General features: G+C 64.7%; 21 protein-coding genes. 11 read left to right on the forward strand and 10 right to left on the reverse strand.

The features are described from left to right. Window positions 1-284: 284 nt before the first annotated feature. Entirely contained in the window at window positions 285-1256 is a 972-nt protein-coding gene (locus tag AC27VQ_RS18095; RefSeq protein WP_488717362.1) for a flagellin N-terminal helical domain-containing protein, read from the forward strand. A gap of 47 nt (window positions 1257-1303) precedes the next feature. Here the strand turns inward: AC27VQ_RS18095 and AC27VQ_RS18100 are convergent, their stop codons facing one another. From AC27VQ_RS18100 to AC27VQ_RS18115, 4 genes are all read right to left on the reverse strand, one after another. After that, a complete protein-coding gene (locus AC27VQ_RS18100) occupies window positions 1304-1732 on the reverse strand; it encodes a BA14K family protein (protein ID WP_488717363.1) in 429 nt (142 codons plus the stop codon). Window positions 1733-1831: 99 nt separating this feature from the next. After that, window positions 1832-2779 carry a lysylphosphatidylglycerol synthase domain-containing protein gene (locus AC27VQ_RS18105; protein ID WP_488717364.1) on the reverse strand — a complete coding sequence of 316 codons (948 nt, stop codon included), beginning with the start codon at window positions 2777-2779 and terminating at the stop codon, window positions 1832-1834. Between the two features lie 201 nt (window positions 2780-2980). Beyond that, complete coding sequence (locus tag AC27VQ_RS18110) at window positions 2981-4372, reverse strand: M20/M25/M40 family metallo-hydrolase (RefSeq protein WP_488717365.1); 1392 nt, start codon at window positions 4370-4372, stop codon at window positions 2981-2983. Window positions 4373-4525: 153 nt separating this feature from the next. After that, entirely contained in the window at window positions 4526-4972 is a 447-nt protein-coding gene (locus AC27VQ_RS18115; protein ID WP_488717366.1) for a MarR family winged helix-turn-helix transcriptional regulator, read from the reverse strand. 400 nt (window positions 4973-5372) lie between these two features. Here AC27VQ_RS18115 and polA point away from each other — a divergent pair, with 400 nt between their 5' ends. The 8 genes from polA to AC27VQ_RS18155 all read left to right on the forward strand — a co-directional run bounded on the left by polA (window position 5373) and on the right by AC27VQ_RS18155 (window position 16933). Continuing rightward, entirely contained in the window at window positions 5373-8360 is a 2988-nt protein-coding gene (polA, locus tag AC27VQ_RS18120; protein ID WP_488717367.1) for a DNA polymerase I, read from the forward strand. Window positions 8361-8546: 186 nt separating this feature from the next. Then, complete coding sequence (locus AC27VQ_RS18125) at window positions 8547-9746, forward strand: glycosyltransferase family 4 protein (RefSeq protein ID WP_488717368.1); 1200 nt, start codon at window positions 8547-8549, stop codon at window positions 9744-9746. Between the two features lie 62 nt (window positions 9747-9808). Further along, on the forward strand, window positions 9809-10861 hold the full coding sequence (locus AC27VQ_RS18130) for a glycoside hydrolase family 5 protein (protein ID WP_488717369.1): 1053 nt from the start codon (window positions 9809-9811) through the stop codon (window positions 10859-10861). 315 nt (window positions 10862-11176) lie between these two features. Further along, the gene (locus AC27VQ_RS18135; protein ID WP_117368358.1) at window positions 11177-11431 is read left to right on the forward strand and encodes an acyl carrier protein; all 255 of its coding nucleotides are present in this window, start codon (window positions 11177-11179) and stop codon (window positions 11429-11431) included. Then, the gene (locus tag AC27VQ_RS18140; RefSeq protein ID WP_488717370.1) at window positions 11428-12600 is read left to right on the forward strand and encodes an acyl-CoA dehydrogenase family protein; all 1173 of its coding nucleotides are present in this window, start codon (window positions 11428-11430) and stop codon (window positions 12598-12600) included. Before AC27VQ_RS18135 ends, AC27VQ_RS18140 begins: the two co-directional genes overlap by 4 nt. 4 nt (window positions 12601-12604) lie before the next feature. Beyond that, window positions 12605-13519 (forward strand): amino acid--[acyl-carrier-protein] ligase, encoded by a 915-nt coding sequence (locus tag AC27VQ_RS18145; protein WP_488717371.1) that lies wholly within the window; start codon window positions 12605-12607, stop codon window positions 13517-13519. Window position 13520: 1 nt separating this feature from the next. Beyond that, window positions 13521-14474 (forward strand): DUF1839 family protein, encoded by a 954-nt coding sequence (locus AC27VQ_RS18150; RefSeq protein WP_488717372.1) that lies wholly within the window; start codon window positions 13521-13523, stop codon window positions 14472-14474. Window positions 14475-14485: 11 nt separating this feature from the next. Further along, window positions 14486-16933, forward strand: a complete 2448-nt coding sequence (locus AC27VQ_RS18155; protein ID WP_488717373.1) for a glycoside hydrolase family 2 protein — start codon at window positions 14486-14488, stop codon at window positions 16931-16933. Window positions 16934-16935: 2 nt separating this feature from the next. Here AC27VQ_RS18155 and AC27VQ_RS18160 read toward each other — a convergent pair whose 3' ends face one another. From AC27VQ_RS18160 to AC27VQ_RS18175, 4 genes are all read right to left on the reverse strand, one after another. Beyond that, entirely contained in the window at window positions 16936-18699 is a 1764-nt protein-coding gene (locus AC27VQ_RS18160; RefSeq protein WP_488717374.1) for an alpha/beta hydrolase, read from the reverse strand. Between the two features lie 39 nt (window positions 18700-18738). Then, on the reverse strand, window positions 18739-20268 hold the full coding sequence (locus AC27VQ_RS18165; RefSeq protein WP_488717375.1) for a lipopolysaccharide biosynthesis protein: 1530 nt from the start codon (window positions 20266-20268) through the stop codon (window positions 18739-18741). Between the two features lie 73 nt (window positions 20269-20341). Continuing rightward, window positions 20342-21289, reverse strand: coding sequence for a glycosyltransferase family 2 protein (locus tag AC27VQ_RS18170; protein ID WP_488717376.1), 948 nt, complete (start codon window positions 21287-21289; stop codon window positions 20342-20344). Between the two features lie 126 nt (window positions 21290-21415). Beyond that, window positions 21416-21604 (reverse strand): hypothetical protein, encoded by a 189-nt coding sequence (locus tag AC27VQ_RS18175; RefSeq protein ID WP_488717377.1) that lies wholly within the window; start codon window positions 21602-21604, stop codon window positions 21416-21418. Between the two features lie 148 nt (window positions 21605-21752). Between AC27VQ_RS18175 and AC27VQ_RS18180 the strand changes: the two genes are divergently transcribed. Then, window positions 21753-22334: an IMPACT family protein gene (locus AC27VQ_RS18180; RefSeq protein ID WP_488717432.1), complete on the forward strand. Its 582-nt coding sequence runs from the start codon at window positions 21753-21755 to the stop codon at window positions 22332-22334. A gap of 257 nt (window positions 22335-22591) precedes the next feature. After that, on the forward strand, window positions 22592-23251 hold the full coding sequence (locus AC27VQ_RS18185) for a peroxiredoxin (protein WP_313532618.1): 660 nt from the start codon (window positions 22592-22594) through the stop codon (window positions 23249-23251). A 172-nt stretch (window positions 23252-23423) separates the two neighbouring features. On the opposite strand, the gene AC27VQ_RS18190 is transcribed toward AC27VQ_RS18185, so the two are convergent. Both AC27VQ_RS18190 and AC27VQ_RS18195 read right to left on the reverse strand, forming a co-directional pair. After that, window positions 23424-24692 carry a glycerate kinase type-2 family protein gene (locus tag AC27VQ_RS18190; RefSeq protein WP_488717378.1) on the reverse strand — a complete coding sequence of 423 codons (1269 nt, stop codon included), beginning with the start codon at window positions 24690-24692 and terminating at the stop codon, window positions 23424-23426. A 164-nt stretch (window positions 24693-24856) separates the two neighbouring features. Further along, complete coding sequence (locus AC27VQ_RS18195; RefSeq protein WP_117367240.1) at window positions 24857-25741, reverse strand: 2-hydroxy-3-oxopropionate reductase; 885 nt, start codon at window positions 25739-25741, stop codon at window positions 24857-24859. Window positions 25742-25772: the final 31 nt, after the last annotated feature.

A 25772-nucleotide genomic window follows, 5' to 3' on the forward strand; every position in this document is an offset into this window, starting at 1 on the left:
GGATATACCCTTGAAAACGTTGCGGTCCCTGAACCTTAAATGCGGCGATTTAAGGGGTGGTTAAGGAATGGCAAACGCCACATCCCGGCTTTCACGCTTTCCACCGGTCCTTCGCCCGCCGCGAAAGCGCGGACATTTCAGAAAAACACATTCAAGACGTCTCTAATCCATTGAGATATTTGGTAAAAATTGGGTGATTCAGATTTCGTTAACCATAATCCCGCTTACTCGGCACGACCTTCCCGGCCCATGATGGGCACAATCCCCTTTTTGAATGATTTGATATGACCAGCATCCTGACGAATGCGGGCGCGATTTCCGCGCTCCAGACCCTTCGGGCGCTCAATTCCAGCATGATGGACGCGCAGGGCCGTGTTTCCAGCGGCCTTCGCGTGCAGACTGCCGACGACAATGCCGCCTATTGGGCCGTCGCGACCACCATGCGCTCCGACAGCATGGCGCTGGATGCGGTTTCCGATGCGCTCGGCATCAGCGAAAGCATCGTCAATACCGCCTATGCCGGCATGTCCTCAGCCATCGAGGTGATGCACCAGGTCAAGGCCAAGCTCGTGGCCGCCCATGAGGACGGCGTCGATAAAGTGAAGATCAACACCGAACTCGACCAGCTGAAGGACCAGCTGCGGTCGATCGCCTCCTCGGCCTCGTTTGCCGGCCAGAACTGGCTGCATATGACGGATCCGGCCGACCCGATGCAGAACGGCGTGAAATCGCTGCCCGCCTCCTTCGTGCGCAACGAAGCCGGCGGGGTCTCGATCACCAATATCAAATTCGACATGACCGCCACCTTCGACACGGACCAGGTCTTCTACCTCGTCTCGGATGGCGGCTGCGACGGCATCATCACCAATTCCGGCTTTGCCACCATGCAGGGCTACAGCCAGGACTGGGTGTTGATCAGCGGCGCCAATCATGGCGGCCATCCGGAAATCACGCTGACGCCGGAGACGACGCGCGAGGAACTGGAAGAGATGACCGTGGTCGTCGATCTGATGACCGAGCGCATGGCGAAGGTCGCCTCGATGTTCGGAGCACTGGAGAGCCGCATCTCGCTGTCCTCGGCCTTCCTGGAGCATCTGAGCGACGCCATCGGGCAAGGCATCGGCCGGCTCGTCGATGCCGACATGAACGAGGAATCGACCCGGCTCAAGGCTCTGGAAACCCAGCAGCAGCTAGGCATACAGACGCTTCAGATCGCCAACACCAATGCCGAGGGCGTGCTGCGGCTGTTCCAATAGTGTCTTGAAAGAGATCGGGCGGCACGAAGGCCGCCCGGTCGAAAACCTTAGTAGTAAGGCGAGTAGCACTGGCGGCGGCCGCCATAATTGGGCTGGAACGTATTGTCGTAAGCCCGGTACGAGCGGTAGCGCGAATAGCACCATTCGGTGTGGCGCGGGTTGATGCCCTCGTAGCGCGGTTCGGCATAGCTGTCATTGGCGATCGCCCCGCCGATGATCGCACCGGCACCGAAGGCAGCCAGCGGGTACCACCAGCCATCCGAATGGCGGCGATAGCCATTGCGATGGTACCGGTAGCCGCGATGACCGCCATGCCAGCCGCGGCGTTCGCGATACTGCACCTGTTCGACATCGCTCGTCTGCGCAGCACCGACCTTGGCCAGCGGCATGGCGATGGCCGGTGCCGAGACGAAGGTCGTGGCGAACATGGCGACGGCCATGGCAGCGGCAAAGCCGCTCTTGATCGTTGTCTTCATGTCGATCTCCCTTGATATCACTGTTTTACAGTGCACTAGACGGATCACACCATGAAAGAATTCGACTGAACCCGGGATGAACCAAAACTATCCGTTGTATCAGTCTTCGCCGCTGCCGAGCCGCGCGAGGAAACGCTGGCGCTCGTAGATCAGAATGACCACCAGCGCCATGATGAACGGAATGATGAGGTAGAACAGCCGGAAGACTGCAAGGGCCGCCAGAACCGTCGCCGGATCGATGTCCGGCAGGCCTGCGATGAAGACCAGTTCCAGAACGCCGATGCCGCCGGGCGCATGTGACAGCAGGGCGACCGAGAAGGAGGCGAGGAAGATGCCGAGCACAACGAAGAAGCCGGGATTACCCTCTGCCGGCAGCACGAAATAGATGATCGCGGCCGCGCCGATCAGTTCGATGGGCGCGATGAAAAGCTGGCGGAAGACCAGCGAGGGTTTGGGATATTCGAGCTTCAGCCAGCGCGTGTTGATCGGCCGGAAGCCGACAAGGCTGCCGATCACATAGAGCGCGACCAGCGCCAGGATGAAAATGCCGGTCGAAAAGGCCGCCTCGATCGGCAGGACATGGGAAAAGCGTGCGACGATTTCCGGCTCAAGCACCAGCACAAGCCCGAACAGCATCACCGTCCCGAGCGCGAAGGTGAACGAGCAGAAGGCGACGAGAACACCGACCTCCGAAGCCGTCAGCCCCTTCGACGTATAGGCCCGGTAGCGCACCAGCGCACCGGAAAAGACGGAGGCGCCGATATTGTGCGAGAGCGCATAGGTGGTGAAGGAGGTGATGGTGATAAACCACAACGAGATGCGGTGGCCGAGATGCTCCAGCGCCAGATGGTCATAGACTGCCAGCGCCGCATAGGCGACGAGCGTCGCGCAGCAGGCGAGCAACCAGCCCGAAACCGGAATGGCGTGGATGCTCGCCATGAACTCGTCGAGCGACAGGCCCCGAAGGTCCTTGTAGAGGATATAGACCGACAGAATGATGGCAGCAGTGCTAATCAGCGGCCAGAAGAATTTCTTCAACCGCTTCATCCTGCCTTCTCCCGCATGCCCGGCGTCCCACCGCCAGGGCAGCAGGGTCTTCCTGCATTCGCCCCGTAAAAAGCCATCTCGTTGTCCCCACCGTCCGGTCCTGTCATTCGCCCTTCGGCGACGCGGCCCTTTGTTCGGTCAGTGGACCAGCATTTCCGTTTCATCGGGTTAACGCTGGTCCAAATCGTCATCACATCTTGGTCAGCGCGCCGCGAGCGCGGAGAGAATGCGCACCCAGGAGCGGATGCCCTTCTCGAAGGAGCGCAGTTCGTATTTCTCGTTCGGCGAATGGATACGGTCATCCGAAAGCGCAAAGCCGACGAGCAGGGATTCCATACCCAGCATCTTCTGGAAATCGCCGACGATCGGGATGGAGCCGCCCATGCCGATGACGACGGCCGGCTTCGGCCACTCGTCGGACAAAGCCGACTTCGCCTTGGACAGCAGGGCCGAATCATAGGGCAGCTGGATGGCCGGCGAGCCGCCATGAGCGTGGAACGTCACCGAGCAATCCGCCGGGATTTTTGCACGCACATAGGCACGGAAGGCGTCGCGGATCTTTGCCGGATCCTGCTTGCCGACGAGGCGGAAGGAGACCTTTGCCGAGGCTTCGGCGGCGATGACCGTCTTGAAGCCCTCGCCGGTATAGCCGCCGGTGATACCGTTCACTTCTGCCGTCGGGCGCGCCCAGGTGAGTTCCAGTACGGAACGGCCCTTTTCACCCGAAGGGATCGACAGGCCGATCTCGCCGAGGAAGCCCTCCGCCGTCCTGCCCAGCGTTTCCCAGGCCGCCTTGATCTGCGTCGGGGTTTCCTCGACGCCCTCGTAGAAGCCGTCGAGTGTCACGTGGCCGGTCTCGTCGTGCAGGCCGGCGAGAATGGTCGAGAGGATATGGATCGGGTTGGCGGCGGCACCGCCGAAATAGCCGGAATGCAGGTCGCGATCAGCCGCCTTGATGACGACCTCCTCGCCGACGAGACCGCGCAGTCCCGCCGAAATCGCCGGCGTATCGGCATCCCACATGCTGGTATCGCAGACCAGCGCGAAATCGGCGGTCAGTTCGGCGGCATTGGCCTCGAGGAAAGGCTTCAGCGACGGCGAGCCAGATTCCTCCTCGCCTTCGAACAGGATGGAGACGCGGCAGGGCAGCGAGCCCATGGTTTCCTTGTAGGCACGGCAGGCTTCGACGAAGGTCAGGAGCTGGCCCTTGTCGTCCGAGGTGCCGCGGCCCGTGATGATGCGGCGGCCTTCACCGGCATCCCGCACCGCCGGCTCGAAGGGATCGTGGTCCCAGAGGTTCAAGGGATCAACCGGCTGAACGTCGTAATGGCCGTAGAACAGGACATGCGGCGCATCGGGCCTGGCGCCATCGTGATGCGCCACCACCATCGGGTGGCCGGGCGTGTCACGCACCGTCGCATCGAAACCGAGCGAGCGCAGCTCCGTGACCAGCCATTCGGCCGCCCGGCGGCATTCCGGCTTGAAGGCCGGATCGGTGGAGATGGACTTGATGCGCACCAGCTCGAACAGGCGTTCGAGGCTCGCTGGAATGTCAGCGCTGGCGCGATCGAGGACGGGCAGGATGTTGGTCATGGCGAATTCCCTAAAACATGGTGCGCAAGCCGTTTGGCAGGCCTTGCGTGGACACCACGCGCAAATCAAATGGCGTTCGGCGCGACATTAGACCGATCGTGTCGGGGAGGGCAAATCGTATGACGGTTGTGCGACGTCAGGCCTGATCGACGTTCAGTCCTGGAGCCGCGGATCGCGGCCGAGATTGGCAAGCACCATGCGCATATATTCGAGCAGAAGCTCGCGCTCGAAGCGCCTGAAGCCCTGAAACAGAGCATCTTCGGTTTCCGAGGCCGCCGCCATCGCCGTCTCGCGCAATGCCTTGCCGCGTGTCGTGAGATAGACGAGCTGCGCCCGCTTGTCCTTGGGGTGTTTCTTCCGCGAGATCAGCCCGTCGCGCTCCATGCGCGCCAGCGTGTTGGCCATGGTCGCCTGTTCGATGTCGAGCCTGTCGAGAAGTTCGCGCTGGGTGAGACCGTCGCCGCTCCACAGCTCCAGCAGGACCGGGAACTGGCCGGGCGCCAAGCCGCTGCCATCCGCCCGAGCCTGCAGCGCGCGGGAGGCTCCCTTCGCCATGAGATTGGCGAGGTAGGCGGCCGAGTCCTTCCGGTCAAAATCCATGGGCGGAGGCTATGCCGGTTTGCGGCAACTGGCAATGATGGATCGCAGGCAATGCAATCATCCCAAATGGGGTGCAACCGCCCGAAAAGGGGAAGCCGCCGACGACAGGAGGCGCGTCGCGGCGGCTTCTCACGAAAGATGGACAAAGGCCCGGAGAGGGGGATGAGGCCTTTGTCCTTGTCTGGCGCGGCGGGGGACAGGCCGGGATGCCAGACAGCGGCTTGATCAGGTGCCGATGAGAGATATTTGTGGGTCCGAATGTGGCTTTTCAAGGGATAAGACGCGCCGCCAGAATTACAAATTGGTAACGTTCGTGTGAGGCTTTCGAGAGCCTTGAAAGCCCTCGCCTGCCGCAATGAACGATGGACGCGGGAGGAAGCCCGCGCTATCCATTCACCCCATGAAAAAAGGTGATCATCTCTTCCTCGTCGACGGCTCCGGCTTCATCTTCCGCGCCTTCCACGCCATCCCGCCGCTTAACCGCAAATCGGACGGTTTGCCGGTCAATGCCGTCTCGGGTTTCTGCAACATGCTGTGGAAGCTCCTGAAGGATGCCCGCAATACCGATGTGGGTGTCACACCGACGCATTTCGCGGTCATCTTCGACTATTCCTCGAAGACCTTCCGCAACGAACTCTACGACCAGTACAAGGCGAACCGGTCGGCACCGCCGGAAGACCTGATCCCGCAGTTCGGCCTGATCCGTCATGCGACGCGCGCCTTCAACCTGCCCTGCATCGAGAAGGAAGGGTTCGAGGCCGACGACCTGATCGCAACCTATGCCCGCCTTGCCGAGGCCGACGGCGCCGATGTCACCATCGTCTCCTCCGACAAGGACCTGATGCAGCTCGTGACCGACAGGGTCTCGATGTATGACGGCATGAAGGACAAGCAGATCTCCATTCCCGAAGTGATCGAGAAATGGGGCGTGCCGCCGGAAAAGATGATCGACCTGCAATCGCTGACCGGCGATTCGACAGACAACGTGCCCGGCGTACCGGGCATCGGCCCGAAGACCGCCGCCCAGCTTCTGGAAGAATATGGCGATCTCGACACTCTTCTCGCTCGCGTCGAGGAGATCAAGCAGGTCAAGCGCCGCGAGAACATCATCGCCAACCGCGAGCTCGTGCTGCTCTCGCGGCAGCTCGTCACGCTGAAGACCGACACGCCGCTCGACACGACGCTGGACGAGCTGATCCTGCATCCGCAGGACGGCCCCAGACTCATCGCCTTCCTGAAGGCCATGGAATTCACCACGCTGACGCGCCGTGTCGCCGAGGACTGCGCCTGCGACGCCGCTGCCATTGAGGCGGCGAATGTGCCGGTCGAATGGGGTGCGGAAGCGCATGGCCCGGATCTCGACAAGGGCGACGTCGCCGGCCCCGCCCTCGTGCTCGACGGCAACGAGACGGCGGCACAGGCGGCTGCGACGCTGCTACCGACCGCCGGCGCGAATGGCGCGACACCCGCCTCGCTCGCAGGGTCGCGTGCCGAGCGTTTTTCCGCAGCCCCCATCGACCATTCCACCTATGAGACGGTACGCGATCTCGCCGCCCTCGACCGCTGGATCGCCGATGCGCGCGACACCGGCCTCGTCGCCTTCGACACCGAGACGACCTCGCTCGATGCCATGCAGGCCGAGCTTTGCGGCTTCTCGCTCGCCATTGCCGACAATGCCAAGGACCCGACGGGCGTAAAAATCCGCGCCTGCTACGTGCCGCTCAACCACAAGACCGGCGTCGGCGATCTCCTGGGCGGCGGGCTTGCCGAGGGGCAGATCCCGATCCGTGCCGCACTGGAGCGCCTGAAGAGCCTGCTGGAAGACCCGTCGGTCCTCAAGGTCGCGCAGAACCTCAAATACGATTATCTCGTCATGCGCCGCCACGGCATCACCGTGCAGAGTTTCGACGACACGATGCTGATGTCCTATGCGCTGGATGCCGGTGCCGGCACCCACGGCATGGATACGCTCTCGGAACGCTGGCTCGGCCACAAGCCGATCGCCTACAAGGACGTCGCCGGTTCCGGCAAGGGAGCGCAGACCTTCGACATGGTCGATATATCCCGCGCCACGGCCTATGCCGCCGAAGACGCCGACGTGACGCTGCGCCTCTGGCATGTGCTGAAACCGCGCCTTGCGGCAAACCGCATGACGACCGTTTACGAGCGGCTGGAACGCCCGCTGGTGCCGGTGCTGGCGCGCATGGAAGAACGCGGCATCACCATCGACCGGCAGGTTCTCTCCCGCCTGTCGGGCGAGCTGGCGCAGGGTGCCGCCGGCTACGAGGAGGAAATCTACCAACTGGCCGGCGAGCGCTTCAACATCGGCTCGCCGAAACAGCTCGGCGACATCCTGTTCGGCAAGATGGGTCTGCCCGGCGCGTCGAAGACCAAGACCGGCCAGTGGTCGACCTCGGCGCAAGTGCTGGAAGATCTGGCCGCCCAGGGCATTCCGCTGCCGCGCAAGATCGTCGACTGGCGCCAGCTCACCAAGCTGAAATCCACCTATACCGACGCCCTGCCCGGCTTCGTCCATCCCGACACCAAGCGCGTGCACACGTCCTATGCCCTCGCCTCGACCACGACAGGCCGTCTCTCCTCGTCCGATCCGAATTTGCAGAACATTCCGGTCCGCACGGCGGAAGGCCGCAAGATCCGTACGGCTTTCATCTCGACGCCGGGCAACAAGTTGGTTTCGGCCGACTACAGCCAGATCGAACTGCGCGTGCTCGCCCATGTCGCCGAAATCCCGCAGCTGAAACAGGCCTTTGCCGATGGCGTCGACATCCACGCGATGACGGCGTCGGAAATGTTCGGCGTGCCGGTCGAGGGCATGCCCTCGGAGGTGCGCCGCCGCGCCAAGGCGATCAATTTCGGCATCATCTACGGCATTTCGGCCTTCGGCCTCGCCAACCAATTGTCGATCGAGCGGTCGGAAGCCGGCGACTACATCAAGAAGTATTTCGAGCGTTTCCCGGGCATCAAGGACTACATGGACCAGACCAAGGCCTTCGCGCGCGAGCACGGCTATGTCGAAACCATCTTCGGCCGCCGCGCCCATTACCCGGAGATCAAGTCGTCCAACCCCTCGGTGCGCGCCTTCAACGAACGCGCCTCGATCAACGCGCCGATCCAGGGTTCCGCCGCCGATATCATCCGCCGCGCCATGGTGAAGATGGAGCCGGCGCTGGCCGCGGCAAAGCTCTCGGCCCGCATGCTGCTTCAGGTGCATGACGAACTGATCTTCGAGGTCGAGGACGGCGAGGTCGAAAAGGCCATTCCCGTCATCGTCGATGTCATGGAGAACGCCTCCATGCCGGCGCTTTCGATGAAGGTGCCGCTTAAGGTGGATGCGCGCGCCGCGACGAACTGGGACGAGGCGCACTGACGAGCATCGCCACGCAGACGCGCGGCGGTTGCAATCTCTTAAGCCTGTTTGCGGAAGGCCGCGCGGCTTAACGCGGCCTTAACATCGCAGGCGCCTTGATCGGCGCGATTGGGCGCGATGGTGTCGCCCGGCAGCGTCGTCGCTTGAGCGGCTGCGGCGCTCGATCCCTTGCTACGGATGACCGCGATGAGCCTTGCCACCCTTGCCGCCTCGACTATCTCAGCGCCGCTGGCCGTGCAGGTCGTGCGCCAGTACATCCCGAACCGCGGCGGGCTGGAGGATGTCGTAGCGCAGCTGTCGCGCCAGCTTCTGTCGCGCGGTTTTCGCGTGCGCGTGGTCACGCTAGACCGGCTGTTTTCCGCCCCCGACAAGACCTTGCCGACTCGCGAGATCATCGATGGCGTCGAGGTCGTGCGCATCCCCTATTCCGGCAGCACGCGCTACCCGATCGCCCCGCAGGTCTTCCGCCACCTCTCGGACGCTGCGATCGTGCATGTGCATGCGATCGATTTCTTCTATGACGCACTCGCCTGGGGCTGGCTGGCGCATCGCAAACCGCTGATCGCCACAACCCATGGCGGCTTCTTCCACACGGCGAAATTCTCCGGCCTGAAGACGATCTGGTTCAACACGACGACGCGCCTTTCGGCGCTCGCCTATCGCCGCATCATCGGTTGCAGCGCGCAGGATACCCGCACCTTCCAGACGATTGCCGGTAGCCGTGTCGTGCGCATCGACAATGGCGCCGATACCCAAAAGTTCGGCGATGCCGGCGCCCGCGATGCCCGTCGCCGGCTGATCACCGTCGGCCGCTTCTCCGTGAACAAACGCCTCGACCGGCTGATGGACGCCATGATGCCGCTCGCCGCCGCCGACCCGGCCTGGCATCTCGACATTGCCGGCGTGCCCGGCGACCATTCCGCCGACGATCTGGCCGGCATGGTGCGCGCCCGCGGCCTCGACGCCAATGTCACTGTGCATATCGGCCTTCCCAACGAGGCTGTGCGCGGGCTGATCGGCGACACCTCGCTCTTCGCATCGGCCTCCGAATATGAGGGCTTCGGCCTCGTCGCCATCGAGGCGATGAGCGCCGGCCTCGTGCCGGTGCTGCACCCGAACGTCGCCTATACGGACCTCGCCGCCAGCCATCCGGAAATCCGGCTCTGCGATTTTGCCGACGCGCGCACGGCCGCCGACGGCATTGCAGGCGCCCATGCCATGCTGGCGCTCGATCCCGCCGGCTATCGCCGCGCGGCGATGGACGCGGCGGCAGCCTATTCCTGGGACCGCGTGGCGGATCGCTACGCAGACGTGTATCGTGCCACCCTTGGCGGGACCAAATACGGCGCGCCAGACGGGCTTCTCGCGGAACGTCCCGGCGCCTGACGCGTTCGGCCCCTTTGTTTTCACGCAGGTCCGGCAGCGCCAAGCCCGGAACGGAGACAGGCATGGTATCCTCGGGCCGCGCATCGGCACTCTCGAAACTGGTGGTGGCAGCCATGGTCTCGCTTGCGATCCCCGCCGAGGCGGGCGCCGCCTGCCTGCGCGGCGTCAATCTGGCTGGCGCCGAGTTCGGCAAGGGCCGCGGCACCTATGGCAAGGACTACGCCTATCCCTCCGCCGAGACGATCGCCTATTTCGCCGGCAAAAGGTTCAACGCCGTGCGCCTGCCCTTCCGGTGGGAGCGGCTGCAACCGCGCCTCAAGCGCGGCTTCGACAAAGCGGAGCGCAAGCGGCTTTCCGAGACCGTGAAGGCGCTGCGCGCCGCAGGCCAGACCGTCATCCTCGACCCGCACAACTACGCCTATTACGGCGACAACCAGATCGGCTCGGCCAAGGTGCCCGACAGCGCCTTCGCCGACTTCTGGAAGCGGCTGGCCGAGGATTACAAGGACGATGCCGGCGTGCAGTTCGGCCTGATGAACGAGCCCTATGACGTGACGGCGACGCAATGGCTCGCCTCCGCCAATGCCGCCATCGCCGCCATCCGCGAGACGGGCGCAAAGAACCTCGTGCTGGTGCCCGGCACGATCTGGACCGGCGCGCACAGCTGGGAAGCAGAGCGCGACGGCGGCGCCAACGGCACCGTCATGCTCGGCATCAAGGATCCCGCCGACAACCATGCCTACGAGGTGCACCAGTATCTCGACGGCGATTTTTCCGGCACCGCGGAAACCTGCGCGCGCCCCGACGATGCGGTGAAGGCCCTTGAAGGGTTCACCGACTGGCTGAAGCGCAACGGCAAGCGCGGCTTCCTCGGCGAGTTCGGCGGATCCGCCGACAAGGCCTGCCTCGACGGCTTGGCCCGCATGACGGCACTCGTCAACAAGGAACAGTCCGTCTGGACCGGCTGGACCTATTGGGCCGGCGGCGACTGGTGGCCGGCAACGGAAGCGCTCAATATCCAGCCGACCGCCGACGGCGACCGGCCGCAGCTCGCCGCCCTCATCGCCGGCGGCGGCCTGCCCGCAAAACCCGGCGCCTGCCCCTCCCTTCCCTGAGCTGATTTTTCAAGCCTCAACACCGGCTTTCCCACACGCTTTCAGAGTATGGCTAACGGAATGCCAACGACGCCCGCGCGTGCCATGACGATACAGGGGACGCCGCGCCGAACCCGTTGAAGAATCAGCGCTCTTCGGCCTTTCTTCACAAAGTCTGGAAAGGGAGAGTTTCAGGTTGATCCGCCCTGCGCCGCCGCTTCACAAAATCTTATCCATGTCCCTTCAGCCGATCTTATCAACCGTCGGTTATGTCTTTTCCGAAGAATAAGCCGCGAGCCAGCCCACCGGCCGGCCAAGAAACCGATGGAGAAGAACATGAAGCAGAAGATCCGTGATATCCTGGGCAAACATGGCGGTCTCCCGGTTCCGGTCGAGACGCTCGCCGACGATGCCGATCTCTATGCGGCAGGCCTGTCCTCTTTCGCCTCCGTGCAGGTGATGCTCGGCATCGAGGAAGCCTTCGACGTCGAATTCCCCGACAACCTGCTCAACCGCAAGTCCTTCCAGAGCGTGGACGCGATCACGCGGGCGGTTTCGAGCCTCGTCGGCAATGCGGAGGCCGCCGAATGACCCTTACCGTCGGTTCGAGCCTTGCGGAACGCGCCGAGCGCGTCTCCGCCGTGGCCGCAGCGCATGCCGACGATGTGGACGTCAAGGGCCGCTTCCCGCGGGAAGCCGTCGACGCGATGATCGCCGAACGGCTGTTGTCCATCCAGATCCCCGCCGCCCTCGGCGGCGAGGATGCCTCCGTTTCGCAGATCGCGGAAGTCTGCTCGCTGCTCGGCCAGAGTTGCTCGGCGGCCGCCATGGTCTTCGCCATGCACCATATCAAGCTGTCGAGCCTCGTCTCGCACGGTGCCGGCGACACCTGGCATTCCGGCTTCATGCGCCGGGTGGCCGACGAACAGCTGCTGCTCGCCTCGGCGACGACCGAAGGCGGCATCGGCGGCAACCTGCGCAACAGCATCTGCGCCATCGAAATCGACGGCGACACCTGCCGCCTGACGAAGGACGCCACCGTCATCTCCTACGGCGCCCACGCCGACGCGATCCTCATCACCTCGCGTTCGCACGCCGACGCCGCCTCGACCGACCAGGTCATGACCGTCTTCACGAAAGACCAGTACACGCTGGAGCAGACCCATGTCTGGGATACGCTCGGCATGCGCGGCACCTGCTCGGACGGCTGGCTGTTCAAGGGCGAGGCGCCGAAGGAACAGATTCTTCCCAAACCCTTCGCCGAGATCGCCGCGCAGTCGATGCTCGCCACCTCGCACCTGCTGTGGAGCGCGGTCTGGTACGGCATCGCCGTTAACGCGGTCGCCCGCGCCCAGGCTTTCGTCCGCGCCGCCGCCCGCAAGAGCCCCGGTGTCGCACCGCCCGGTGCCCTGCGTCTGGCGGAAGCCTCCAACCTGCTGCAACTCGTCAAGTCCAACACGATCGCCGGGCTTCGCGAATACGAAGCGGCCAAGGCGGATCCGGACCGGCTCTCCTCGATGGGCTTCGCGGTTGCGATGAACAATGTGAAGATCGCCTCCTCGGAAACGATCCTCTCCATCATCAACCAGGCCATGCTGATCGTCGGCATCATGGGCTACAAGAACGGCACGCCGTTCAGCCTCGGCCGGCATCTGCGCGATGCGCATTCCGCCCAGCTGATGATCTCCAACGACCGCATCCTCGGCAACACGTCCAACCTCCTGCTTGTTCACAAGCAAGACACCAGCCTGATCGGGTGACACCATGGATATGCAGACTTCGCTTCTCGACCGGCTCTTCGATTCCGGTCTGCTCATCGATACCGGCGTCGAAGGCCTTTATGGCCGCTCGGGCGCCTTCGAGGATGTGATCGCCCGCTTCGAGCGGCTGATCGATGCCTTCGGCGGCGCCGATGGTGCGGAAGCCATGCGCTTCCCGCCCGGCATGAACCGCGCACATTTCGAAACCTCCGGCTACATGAAGAGCTTCCCGCAGCTCGCCGGCACCGTGCACGCCTTCTGCGGCGGCGACGGCGACCATATGAACCTGCTTCAATGCATGGAAGTGAACGGCGACTGGACCGAGGACCAGAAGGCGACCGACATCGTGCTGACGCCGGCGGCCTGCTATCCGCTCTACCCGACGATCGCCAAGCGCGGCCGCCTGCCGGCCAAGGGCGGCCTCTACGATCTGCAGTCCTACTGCTTCCGTCATGAGCCCTCCAACGACCCGGCTCGTCAGCAGCTGTTCCGCATGCGCGAATATGTCTGCATGGGCACGCAGGAGCATGTGACCGAGTTCCGCCAGACCTGGATGGATCGTGGCCTCGAAATGATGGCCAAGGTCGGCCTCGACGTGACCATCGACGTTGCCAACGACCCGTTCTTCGGCCGCGCCGGCCGCATGATGGCCAACAACCAGCGCGACCAGAACCTGAAGTTCGAGCTTCTGATCCCCGTCACCTCGGCCGCCAAGCCGACGGCCTGCATGAGCTTCAACTACCACCAGGACGCTTTTGGCGCGAAGTGGGGCCTGAACCTCGAAAACGGCGATGTCGCGCATACCGCCTGCGTCGGCTTCGGCCTGGAACGCATCGCGCTCGCACTCTTCGCCCGCCACGGCATGGATATCGCGCTGTGGCCGGCGGATGTCCGCAAGACCCTGGGATATCAGGACTGACATGGCTGCCGTCTTCGCCGGGGCCAATCCCGAGACCTACCGGCCGCATGCCCTGCACGACGCGGAGCGCATGTGGCCGGAGACGAATTGCTACGTCGACCTCTGGATCGAGGTGCTGCATGCCTTCGGCACGTCGCCGGAGGCCATGCTCGGCTTTTCGCTGACCCAGGATTTCGAGGGCGACCAATTCACCTTCTTCAAGGTGCCGCTGGAAGACCTCGAAACGCTCTACGGCATCCGCGCGACGGAACTCGCCATCTTCGACACAGTGGAAAGCCACGTCGCGACTCAGATCGCCCGCGGCCGTCTCTGCCTTATCGAGATGGACAGTTTCTACATGCCGGACACTCGCGGCGTCGCTTACCGTCAGGAGCACGGCAAGACGACGGTCGCGATCAACCGGCTGGACCTTGAGAACAAGCAACTCGACTACTTCCACAATGCCGGCTTCTTCCGGCTGGAAGGCGAGGATTTCGACGGGCTGTTTCATCTGAACGACGGCCCCGACGATCTGCCCTTCCTGCCCTATACGGAATTCGCCAAATTCCCGGAAAAGCGGCCCGACGAGGCGCATCTGCGCCGTGAAGCAAAACGCCTGCTCGCCTTCCATTTCGCCCGGCGCCCAGTGGAAAACCCGGTCGCGGCCTTCGCGAAGGTGTTTCCCAAGCAGGTCGAGGCGGTGGCGGATCGTCCTTTCGGCTTCTTCCACAAATACGCCTTCAACACGCTGCGCCAGCTCGGCGCCAATTTCGAGCTGGCCGGCAGCCATCTCGACTGGCTCGGTCTTGAGGGCGGCGACGCCGCGCGCAAAATCTCGGAAACGGCGAAGTCGGTGCAGTTCCAGCTCGCCCGCGCCGTGACGCGCCGGAAATTCGATCCGCTGGCGACGGCGCTCGACCCGGCAATCGAGGCGTGGGATACTCTGATGGCTGATTTGGCCACCCGCATCGACTGAAGGAAGACGAAATGTCCGAGACCGGAAAGGCGCTTTCCACCGGCTGGCGTATGGCGTTGACCCCGGCCAATGCCGCCGCCGACCCCGCCGCGCTGGAAAGCCTTTCCGATCTCCTCGACGCGCCCGTGCCCGGCACCGTCGCCGGCGCTCTCGAACGCGCCGGCCGCTTCGACCGCACGGCGCCCGAACCGCTCGATCACCTCGACGCCTGGTACGTGCTCGACCTCTCGGGCGAAGCGCCGGGTGAGGCGACCCTCCATTTCGACGGGCTCGCGACGATCACCGAGATCTGGTGGAACGGTACGCTTCTGCTCTCCTGCGACAGCATGTTCGTGCGCCACACGCTTCCCGTCGCGCTGACCGGCAAGGATCACCTCGCGCTTTGCTTTCGTGCGCTGAAACCGCATCTGGAAAAACGCGGCCCGCGTGCCCGCTGGCGGCCGCAGATGATCACGCCGCAGGGCATGCGCCTCGTTCGCACCACTCTGCTCGGCCGTATGCCCGGCTGGTGCCCGGAGGTTCACGCCGCAGGCCCTTGGCGACCCGTGCGCCTGTCACGGCCGACGCCCGCTGTTCCCTCAGATATCCGTCTCTCCGCCCGGCTTCTCGAAAGCGGGAAAGGCCAACTCGAAATCGGCTTCACACTCGACAGTGCGACCGCACCGGTCGTGGAATGTGCCGGCGTTTCCGTCGAAGCGATCCCGAACGGCGACCACAGTTTCAGCGCCAGCCTCACCATCCCCGGCGTCGAGGCCTGGTGGCCGCGCACCCATGGGACGCCGGTCCTGCACGACATCTGGCTCTTGGTGGACGGCACGCGTCAAAAGCTCGGCCGCACCGGCTTCCGCCGCATCGAGATCGACCGCGGCGCAGATGGCCGGGACTTTGCCCTGCACGTCAACGGCACAAAGATCTTCTGCCGAGGCGCGGTCTGGACCAATGCCGATATCGTCGACCTGCCCGGCACGCGCGACCGCTACGAGCCGCTGCTGAAGCTCGCCGCCGACGCCCACATGAACATGCTGCGCATCGGCGGCACCATGGCCTATGAGACGCCGGACTTCTTCGCGCTGTGCGACGAACTCGGCATCCTCGTCTGGCAGGATTTCCAGTTTGCCAATTTCGATTACCCGGCAAACGATCCGGCCTTCGGCGCGAATGTGCAGCAGGAAGTTTCGCAATTCCTCGACGCAACCGCCGCATCCCCATCGCTCGCCGTGCTCTGCGGCGGCAGCGAGATCGACCAGCAGGCGGCGATGCTCGGCCTGCCGCAAACGGCCTGGGCCGGACCGCTGACGCTCGACATCCTGCCGGCGCTTGTCGCCACGCACCGCCCCGACGTACCCTATGTCGAGAATTCGCCCAGCGGCGGCGCCATGCCCTTTTCGCCGAATGCCGGCGTTACGCATTATTACGGCGTCGGCGCCTATTGCCGGCCGCTGGAGGATGCGCGCCGCGCCGAGGTGCGCTTTGCCGCCGAAAGCCTTGCCTTCGCCAATGTGGCGGAGCAGGAAACGCTCGACGCGCACCTGCCGGTTCCCGCCGTGCACGATCCGCGCTGGAAGGCCCGTGTGCCGCGCGACCGTGGCGCCTCCTGGGATTTCGAGGACGTGCGCGACCACTATCTCGGCCTGCTCTACGAAGAGGACCCCGCCCGTCTGCGCCGCGAGGACGCTTCGCGCTATCTCGATCTCTCCCGCGCGGCCGTCGCCGAGGTGATGGAAGCGACGTTTGCCGAATGGCGGCGCGAACGATCGACCTGTAACGGCGCGCTGGTCTGGACCTATCAGGACCTCCTACCCAGTGCCGGCTGGGGCATCGTCGATGCGACGGGCCTGCCGAAATCCGCCTGGCATGCGCTGCGTCGCGCTTTCCGCCCCGTGCAGGTCACGCTGTCAGACGAGGGCACGAACGGTCTCGACGTGCATGTGCGCAACGACAGCGCCCACGAACAGCAACTGACACTGGAGCTCGCCTGCCTGCGCCACGGCCGGCAGACCGTCGTCTCCGGCAAGCGCGACATGGTACTTGCCCCACATTCCGCCCTGACGCTGATGGCGACCGATCTGTTCGGTGCCTTCTTCGATACGACCTACGCCTTCCGCTTCGGCCCGCCCGCCCATGACGTCACGGTCGCCCGGCTGGTCGGTGGCGAGGGGCGAACGGTGGCCGAAGCCTTCCATTTCCCGCGCGGCCGGGCGAAGGCGATGGCGCCGTCGCTGCTTTCGGCGGAGCTGCGGCAGGATGCGGAGGGCTGGCTGCTCGATCTCTCGACGGACCGCTTCGTCCAGTCCGTCGCCATCGAGGCAGAGGGCTTTCTGGCCTACGACAGCTGGTTCCATCTGGCGCCAGGCAGGATCAAGTCTATCAGGCTCTCGCCGCGCACAGGCACTGACCCCGCGGCAAAGCCGCAGGGTACCGTCCGCGGCATCGGCGCGGAAACCGTCCTTTCCTTCTGAGATCAGCCGGCCTTCAAGGCCGCATTGAGCAGCAGCGCGCGATAGGCAGCCTGCGCCTGGGGCGGCGACAGGTTGTGATCGGCGTCAGGGATCGTCTCGACCGTGACATTGCCGTGGTGCGAGAGACCCCGGCGTCCGAAATCGAGTTTTAAACGCTCCAGCCCGACATCGCCTTCGCTGTAGATCAGCAGGACGGGAACTTTGCGGACTGCGAGGTCGTGGAAATCGCCATGCGCCGCCAGGCTCAGTCGGCCAGCGCGGGTGAAGCGGCCGAAAAGACCGGGCGCCAGCGCGACGAGCCGGCGAATCACCTGCAGGCCGACATTGGTGAGCGCCCGGCCGAGATTGATCTCTCCGGCAAAAAGCCGGCGGAAGGTCGCCGGATCGAACAGGCGCTGGCGATAATCGTCGAGCGAACGCGGATTGACCTTGAGCGCCTCATCCACCGACATGTCCGGATCCCAGCGGAACGTATAGGCATTGACCGGCACGACGGCAGCGATACGGCGGTCATCGACAGCGGCGCGGAAGGCGAGATAGGCGCCGCTGCACCGCCCCGCCGCAACGACCGGCCCGAGACCGCGTTCCGCAAGAAGATCGAGCGCGGCGCGCGCATCGGCAAGCTGCGCATCGCTGTATTGCACCTGTTCGGGTGCTGCGGGTACCGGCGGGCTGTCGCCGACATTTGCGGCATCGAAGCGCAGCGAGGCAATACCGTTTGCGGCAAGGCGCCGCGCCGTTTCCGTCACGCCCCGCGCCCAGCCGGCCTGCCGGTCATAGGCGGTGCCGAACAGCAGGACCGTTGCGCCGCGCCGTGGACCGTCCGGCAGGCAGAGCGTACCGAACAGGCGGGCATTGTCGCCGAACCGCAGCGGCTCCTCGATGAAACCGTCGCCGGCCAGATGGACCGCGCCCGGCAAAGGCTCCGATGCGTCCGCGTTCGCGCCTTTATAGGCAAGCTGCGCAAGCCATTCCGCAACGCCCTCGATCACCGCCAGCGGCTGGTGCGCCAGCGTGGGGTTGGAAACGAGATCGTCATAGCCGGAATAATCCAACCGGGAGACCGTGGTGCCCAGCGTGGCGAGATGGCTGGCGAATGCCGCATCCTTCTCCCGCCCTGGCCGCTCCACGACGAGCGCCCTGGCGAAAGGCTGGGATTCCAGCCGCTCGAGATTGAGGCCGCGCACGGTCTCGGCGATCTTTTCCGGCAGGACGAGGCCGGCAATGGCGGTGCCCGTCGTAATACGCTGCTCCTGCCGCAGGCCCAGGCCTTCATCGACCATCTTCGACCAGGCGGAGAGTTCGCGCAGGTAGAAACGGCCGCTGACGACGGGCGCCATCAGCACGGCGGCTTCGGCACCGAGCACCGTGCCCAGCCGCGCGGCAAAGGTGGCGCCGAGACCATGGCCGATCAGCACCAGCCGGCGGGCGCCGGAGAAGCGGCGCAGCGTGCGGGCGGCCTCGACGATGCTGTCATCCCAGGCGCCGAGACCGGCCGGCTCGACAAGATCGAGCGCATCGCCCGTGCCCGGATAATCGAAGCGCAGACTGGACAGACCGAGCGCTGCTGCGCGTTCGGCGAGTAGGCGCCAGAGTTTGCGCGTGCACATCTCCTCGAAGCCCCAGGGGCTGAGAAACAGCACGGCGGCATCCGAGAGCAGGCTACCGGCAGCCGGCGGCGTGTAGAGGCCGACGGTTCCGCCGAAGACGACGGGATGCGCCGCCTCACCGGAATGCCAGGCGGATCTGGTGACCTGCTCAGCCATTGCCTCGCTGTTCTCCTCGCTCCGATACATGCGTCCCCCTCATTCCCCCGCTGGCTGGGCGGCCGGTATCGGCACCACGAAGGCCAGCAGCCGGCGCGCGATGCGGCCGGGTTTCATCGGCAACGATTTCAGCATGCCGTCGATGACCGCGCCATCCTCCGGCGGCACGGCGCGCAGCAGGCGCAGCAGCGCCGCATAGGCGACGGCGCCGGCCAGAATGCCGGCAGCCACGCCGACAAAGCCGCCGATCTCCTCGGCGACCGGCCAGGCGGCGAGGCCGCAGCCCGCCCCCGCCAACGCCACCTTGATCAGCACGCCCGGCAGCTGCGCCGACATGGCGCCGCGGCCGACGCCGGTCAGAAGCAGCACGGCGATAACGGCAAAGACCACGCCGCGCACGGTCGCAGCCCCTGCCCCGCCCCAGGTCGGCACGACGAGAAGGCAGCCCACGACCATCAGCGTGGCGCCGATGCCCGAGGCGGCAAGCCGGATTTTCACCCGGTCCATGGAATAGAGATATTGCGTGATGAGCTGGCCGAGCACATAGGCCGGAGACCCCGCCGCGAGGATCGCGACGACCAGCCCGGCCTCGGCAAAGGGGGCGCCATAGACCGCCGTCACCAGCGGATGGGCGATGGCCGCAAGGCCGAAGCACAGCGGAAAGGTGATATAGGCGAAGCTGCGCACCACGCCGTCGAACACCGCGACATGCACCGTGCCGCCGGAGGCTTCGCGCCGCTCGGCATAGTAGGGCAGGAGGCTGCCCGTCAGCTGCACGGGGAGCTGCAGCGCCAGATTGGCGAGCGACAGCGCCACGGCATAGTAGCCGACTTCGCCGAGCGAGCGGAAATGCTGCAGGAAGAACAGTTCCGGGCGGCTCAAAAAGATGGCGCTGACGACATATTCGAAGAACAGCACCGCCGAGGTGGCGAGCAGATACCGGCGGCGGTAGCCGGCATTGTCGCGGCGCACGCCGAACAGGCCGAGCGTGTAGAGGAACTGCACGCACTGGCCGGCAATGTAACCGAACAGAGCCCCATCGATGCCGTAGAAGGCCGCTCCGGCGATGACGAAACTCATCTGGAGCACGGAGGAGAGCGCCGTGATGCGGAAGAAGGTACCGACGCGCTGTTCGCCGATCAGGAAATTCTTGGAAAACGATCCAATCGACTGGATGAGCAGCAGGGCGGCCGTGAGCACGACGATGCCCGTCGTGACATCGGTACCGTAGAGCAGCGGGGTCTTGAAGGAGAGACCGAAATAAAGCGCGACGAGCAGCAGCGTGGAGGCGATGACCGGCAGCGCGAGATAGGCCGCAAAGCCGCGCCGGCCCACCTCATCGACGCCGCGCGCCTTGAGTTGCGGCAGGAGGCGGAGAAGCAGCACGCCCGTGCCGAGCTCGGCGACCAGCGCGCCAGTGGCGCCGATCCACAGCGCAAACGCAATCGTGCCATTCGCCTCCGGCCCGAGCAGGCGCGCCACGAGGATCGAACAGGCAAAGCCCGTCACCAGCAGCAGCATTCCCGCCGCCGCGTTCATGATCGAATTGGACATAATGCCCTTGCTCATCGGTCGTTCCATCCGCCGCATGCGACCGCGGAAACGCCGCGGTTCTTCAGCGGGGAACGCTAGAGCGAAACCCTTAAGATATCGTCGTTCCCGAGGGGGCCGAGCGCCAGCCGGACCAGCGGCCGGCCAGGATTTCCCGCGAGCGGCGGGCACGCGCGGAACGGCCTGTCAGCGCAAAAACCGCCATGCCGGCGATGGGGCGCAGGAGATGGGGCAGGTAGTCCAGAAAGCGGTAACCATGTTTGCGCATGACGTAGCCGAGGCCGGCGCCGTAGATGCGCATTTTGCGCGCACCGTCGGGCGTTTCGGCGAGCAGGCGGTCATCGGGATGGTGGCCGGCGAGTGCAGGGTCGTAACGGCCCTTCGCGCCGTTCGACAGGAGGTTCAGGGCGAGATCCTGCACCTCATAGGCGCCCCAGGGCGTGCCGGAACCGGGACCGATGCGCGCATCGAACCCACCCGCCTTGGCAAAGGCTTCGCGGCGGACGAACAGCATCCATTCGATCAGCGTCGTCCAGACATTGTCCCGCACGATCGGCTGCGGCTCCAGTGAAAACCGCCCCATGATGGTCTCGCCTTCGGCATTGACGGCACGGCCGCAATAGAAATCCGCAGGTTCCGCGGCAGAGATGGCATCGAAACGCTTCAGGAGATCGGCAGGATACCAGCAGTCGTCGTCGGGGAAGATCAGCCATGTGCCACGCGCCTCGGCAGCGCCCAGATTGCGGGCGCGGCAGACGCCGGGACGGTCGGTCCTGAGATGGCGGATCATCAAGCGGTCGGCCCAGGCGGCAACGATGGGAACGAGGCGATCGTCTCTGTTCTGGTCGACGAGGATGACCTCGAAATCGCGCCGGCCGAAGGCGGCAAGCGAGGCGAAAAGTGCGTCCAGTTCACTGGAACGGCCGAGCGTGGCGACAACCATCGACAGGAGGAAAACCGGATCGTCCGGAAACATGAGCAGGCCTTGCAAACGGTCGATGATGGCGCCGACGGGGCGGTCTTCCGCCGTCTCACGCAATTTGTCTACAAAACCTTAACACAGGATGAACGCTACTGGCGAAAGCCGGCCGATGCGTTCCGTTCCCGATCGGGTCGGCAAAACCCGACTACAGGAAATCATCCATCATTTCCTGTAGGCTGGCCGTCAGAAGAAGACATGCAGCGGCCACTGCACTGGGCGGCGCGCGGAGGAAAGGCGGCTGCCTTCAAGCGGCAGGCGCTCCTCAGTGACGCTGCCAGCCGTGTCGGCCTGCACGGATTTTTCTTCCTTCGGCTGGAAGCCGACCGGATAGAGGTTGAAATAGCCAAGCGTCACGCCGCCGAGATACATCATGTGCAATTCCCGTTTTTAACGTCCCGGCAAGCATCATGGCGAAATCGTGGCGACTGTCAATAGTCTATAGAATTGGTGCATTATTCTACACTTGCCGTCGAGGCCTCCGAACGGCTAGGAGGCGGTAACCCGAATGGACGCCGCCCCCTTGTACACGCTGGACCAGACCGAGCATTTCGAGCAGGAGATCCGCAAGAGCCGGTTCCTGGCAATCGCCTGCCCGGTCGAGACCGAAGCCGAGGCAAAGGCACGCTTGGCGGAGGTTTCCGACCTTTCGGCGAACCACAATTGCTGGGCCTGGCGCATCGGCCAGGCCTATCGGTTCAGTGACGACGGCGAGCCGAGCGGTACGGCGGGCAAGCCGATCCTGCAGGCCATCGACGGCCAGGCGCTCGATCGCACGCTGGTCGTCGTCACGCGCTGGTTCGGCGGCATTCTTCTCGGCAGCGGCGGGCTGATGCGCGCCTATGGCGGCACGGCATCCCTTTGCCTGCGGGCGGCGACCAAAACGGAATATGTCGAGCGCGCGGCGCTCTCCGTCTCGCTCGGCTTTTCCGATCTGGCACTGGTGAAGGCACGGCTTGCGGCGCTGCCGGGCTTGATGATCGACGACGAGGTTTTCCATGACAGCGGTGCGCGTCTGTTTTTCCGCATTCCCTCGGAGCGGGCGGAAGAGACACTGCGGCTGATCGTCGATCTGACAAGCGGACGCGCCGAAATCGGCGAATAGGGCCGTTTTGCCTGTCCGGTAAAATAAAATCGCCTTTCCACCCGGAGGCGGCTTGGCGGAACGGTTTGGCGCAGAGCGCGGGACTTGCCGAAAGCCGTGTTTGCGGCAGCAAGAACGGCGCAAAGATGCGCTCGCCGGTCCCCAGCGGCGGCACCCTGCCGCTATAGGCAAGCCGGGATTTTCGGTCTATCTAACCGCCCGGATACACGTTTCGCGGGCTCTGCCTGCGGCCCCGCACGACAGAGAGGACCACCCCCATGAGCCTTCGCATCAACGACATCGCTCCTGATTTCACCGCCGAAACCACCGCCGGCACGATCAATTTCCATGAGTGGATCGGCAATGGCTGGGCCGTGCTCTTCTCGCACCCCAAGAACTTCACTCCGGTCTGCACCACCGAGCTCGGCGCCATGGCCGGCCTCGAAGGCGAGTTCCGCAAGCGCGGCGTCAAGATCATCGGCATCTCGGTCGATCCGGTCGAAAGCCACGGCAAGTGGAAGGCCGACATCCGCACTGCCACCGGCTTCGACGTCGACTATCCGCTGATCGGCGACAAGGACCTCGCGGTCGCCAAGCTCTACGACATGCTGCCGGCCGCCGCCGGCGATAGCTCGGAGGGCCGCACGCCCGCCGACAACGCCACGGTTCGCTCCGTCTTCGTCATCGGCCCGGACAAGAAGATCAAGCTGATCCTCACCTATCCGATGACCACGGGCCGCAACTTCGCTGAAATCCTGCGCGCGATCGATTCGATCCAGCTCACCAGCAAGCACCAGGTTGCAACGCCGGCCAACTGGCAGCAGGGCGACGACGTCATCATCACCGCCGCCGTCTCCAACGAAGACGCCATCGCCCGCTTCGGCTCGTTCGACACGGTTCTGCCCTACCTGCGCAAGACCAAGCAGCCGGCCGCTTAAAGTCCGCGCCTTCTTCTCCGTCATGCTCGGGCTTGACCCGAGCATCCACCCGCTGCGGGTGGGGCGTCGATCCTCGCGTCAAGCCCGAGGATGACGTTGGTGGGGAGGCAACGGAAAAGAGAAAACGTCAAAACAAAACAGCCCCGGCAAGCCGGGGCTGTTTTCGTTCGGGCTATTGAATGAGGATCGCCCTGAAGTCGTTGACATTCGTCCCGGTCGGGCCGGGCACGAAGAGGTCGCCGAGCGCGTCGAAGACCGTCCAGCTGTCATTGCGCGACAGGAATTCAGCGGCGTCCTTGCCCTTGTCGGCGAGGCGCGCGACGGTGGTGCCGTCGGCGAAGGCGCCGGCATTGTCTTCCGAACCGTCTATACCGTCCGTATCGGCAGCAAGGGCGTAAAGGCCTTCGAGGCCGTCGGCGGCGCAGGCGAAGGAGAGCAGGAATTCACCGTTGCGGCCACCCTTGCCCTTGCCCTTGATCGTCACGGTGGTCTCGCCGCCCGAGAGGATGACGACGGGCTTTGTGAACGGCCGGTCGCGGCGCACGACTTCAGCGGCGATGGCGGCGTGCACGCGGCCGACTTCGGAGGCCTCGCCCTCGATGGCATCGGAGAGGATGACAGCCTCGATACCGGCCTTGCGGGCGGCTTCGGCAGCCGCTTCGAGAGACACGGCGGCGGAGGCGACCAGCTTCACCTCGTTGCGGGCAAAACACGCGTCGCTCGGCAGCGGCGGCTCGTCCTTGCCGTCACGAATATGGCGCATGACGGCTTCGGGCAGGTCGAGGCGGTAGCGCTCGATGAGGCGCAGCGCGTCGGCGCGCGTGGTGGCGTCGGCGATGGTCGGGCCGGAGGCGACAAGCGCCGGATTGTCGCCGGGAATATCGGAAACGACCAGCGAGACGACACGCGCCGGGTGCGCAAGGGCGGCAAGCCGGCCGCCCTTGATACGCGAGACCTGCTTGCGCACGGCGTTCATGGCGCTGATCGGCGCACCGGAGGCCAAGAGCGCCTTGTTGACGGCGATCTCGTCGGCCAGCGTCAGGTCGCCGGCGGGTGCGGGCAGCAGGGCCGAGCCGCCGCCGCAGACCAGCGCGACGACGAGGTCGTCTTCGGTGAGGCCACGCACGGCGGCCATCAGCCGGCCGGAGGCGAGCAGGCCGCTGTCGTCAGGCACCGGATGGGCAGCTTCCAGAACCTCGATGCGTTCGCAGGGCACGGCATAGCCGTAGCGCGTGACGACGACGCCGGTCAGCGGCGCATCCCACAGGCGCTCGAAGGCCCGGGCCATCTGCGCGGCGCCCTTGCCGGCGCCGATCACCACCGTTCGGCCCTTCGGCTTTTCCGGCAGGTTGGCGGCCAGAACCTTGTCCGGGTCGGCAGCGGCGACCGCGACGGAGAACAGGGTTTCGAGAAAGGCGCGCGGGTCTGCGATAGCGGGCATCGGTTCCTCCAAATCTGCGGTGCGCAGGTCTTATAAAACATAACCCCTCATCCGCAAGCCGGCGCCGTCCCTCGGATGAGTAACGACGCGGCGGGATGAGGGGTCATGTCTCCTCCTCCGAAAGGGTGACCGGGCGGGGCTCCCCTCCCCGCCCGGTCAGGCCGTCATGCGACGGCGTGGTTCGCCATGCGCTCCAGCGCCGTGACGAGACCTGAGTGATCGAGGCCGGCATCGCCATGGGCGGCGCACTGGTTGAAGAGTTCCTGCGTCGAGGCGGTGTTGGGCAGCGAAACGCCCAGCGCCTTGGCGCCCTGGAGAGCCAGGTTGAGGTCCTTCTGGTGCAGCGAGATGCGGAAGCCAGGATCGAAAGTACGCTTGACCATGCGGTCGCCATGCACTTCGAGAATGCGCGAGGAGGCAAAGCCGCCCATCAGCGCCTCGCGAACGCGGGCCGGATCGGCGCCGGCCTTCGAGGCGAAGACGAGGGCTTCGGCAACCGCTTCGATGGTGAGAGCGACGATGATCTGGTTGGCGACCTTGGTCACCTGACCATCGCCGCAATCGCCGACGAGCGTGATGTTCTTGCCCATCAGCTGGAAGAGCGGCAGCGCCCGGTCGAAGCTTTCCTGCGAACCGCCGGCCATGATGGAGAGCGAGGCATTCTTGGCGCCGACTTCGCCGCCCGAGACCGGACCGTCGACATATTCGGCACCGGTTTCACGGACCTTCTTGGCGAATTCCTTGGTGGCGATCGGCGAGATCGAGCTCATGTCGATGACGAGCTTGCCGGCCTTGAGGCCGAGGGCGACACCGTTTTCGCCGAACAGAACGTCCTGCACTTCCGGGGTGTCGGGCAGCATGAGGATGATCGTGTCGACGGTCTCGGCCAGCGCCTTCGGGCTGTCGACGATCTGCAGGCCGTTATCGACCAGATCCTTGTGCGGCGGGATGAAGAACTTCGAGGTGATGACCGTGTGGCCGGCATTCTGAAGGTGGCGTGCCATGGGGGTGCCCATGATGCCGAGGCCGATGAAACCGATATTTGCCATGATTTTGTCTCCCAATCTAAAAGTATTGCTT

The sequence above is a fragment of the Shinella sp. 20P9.1.1 genome (assembly GCF_057798995.1).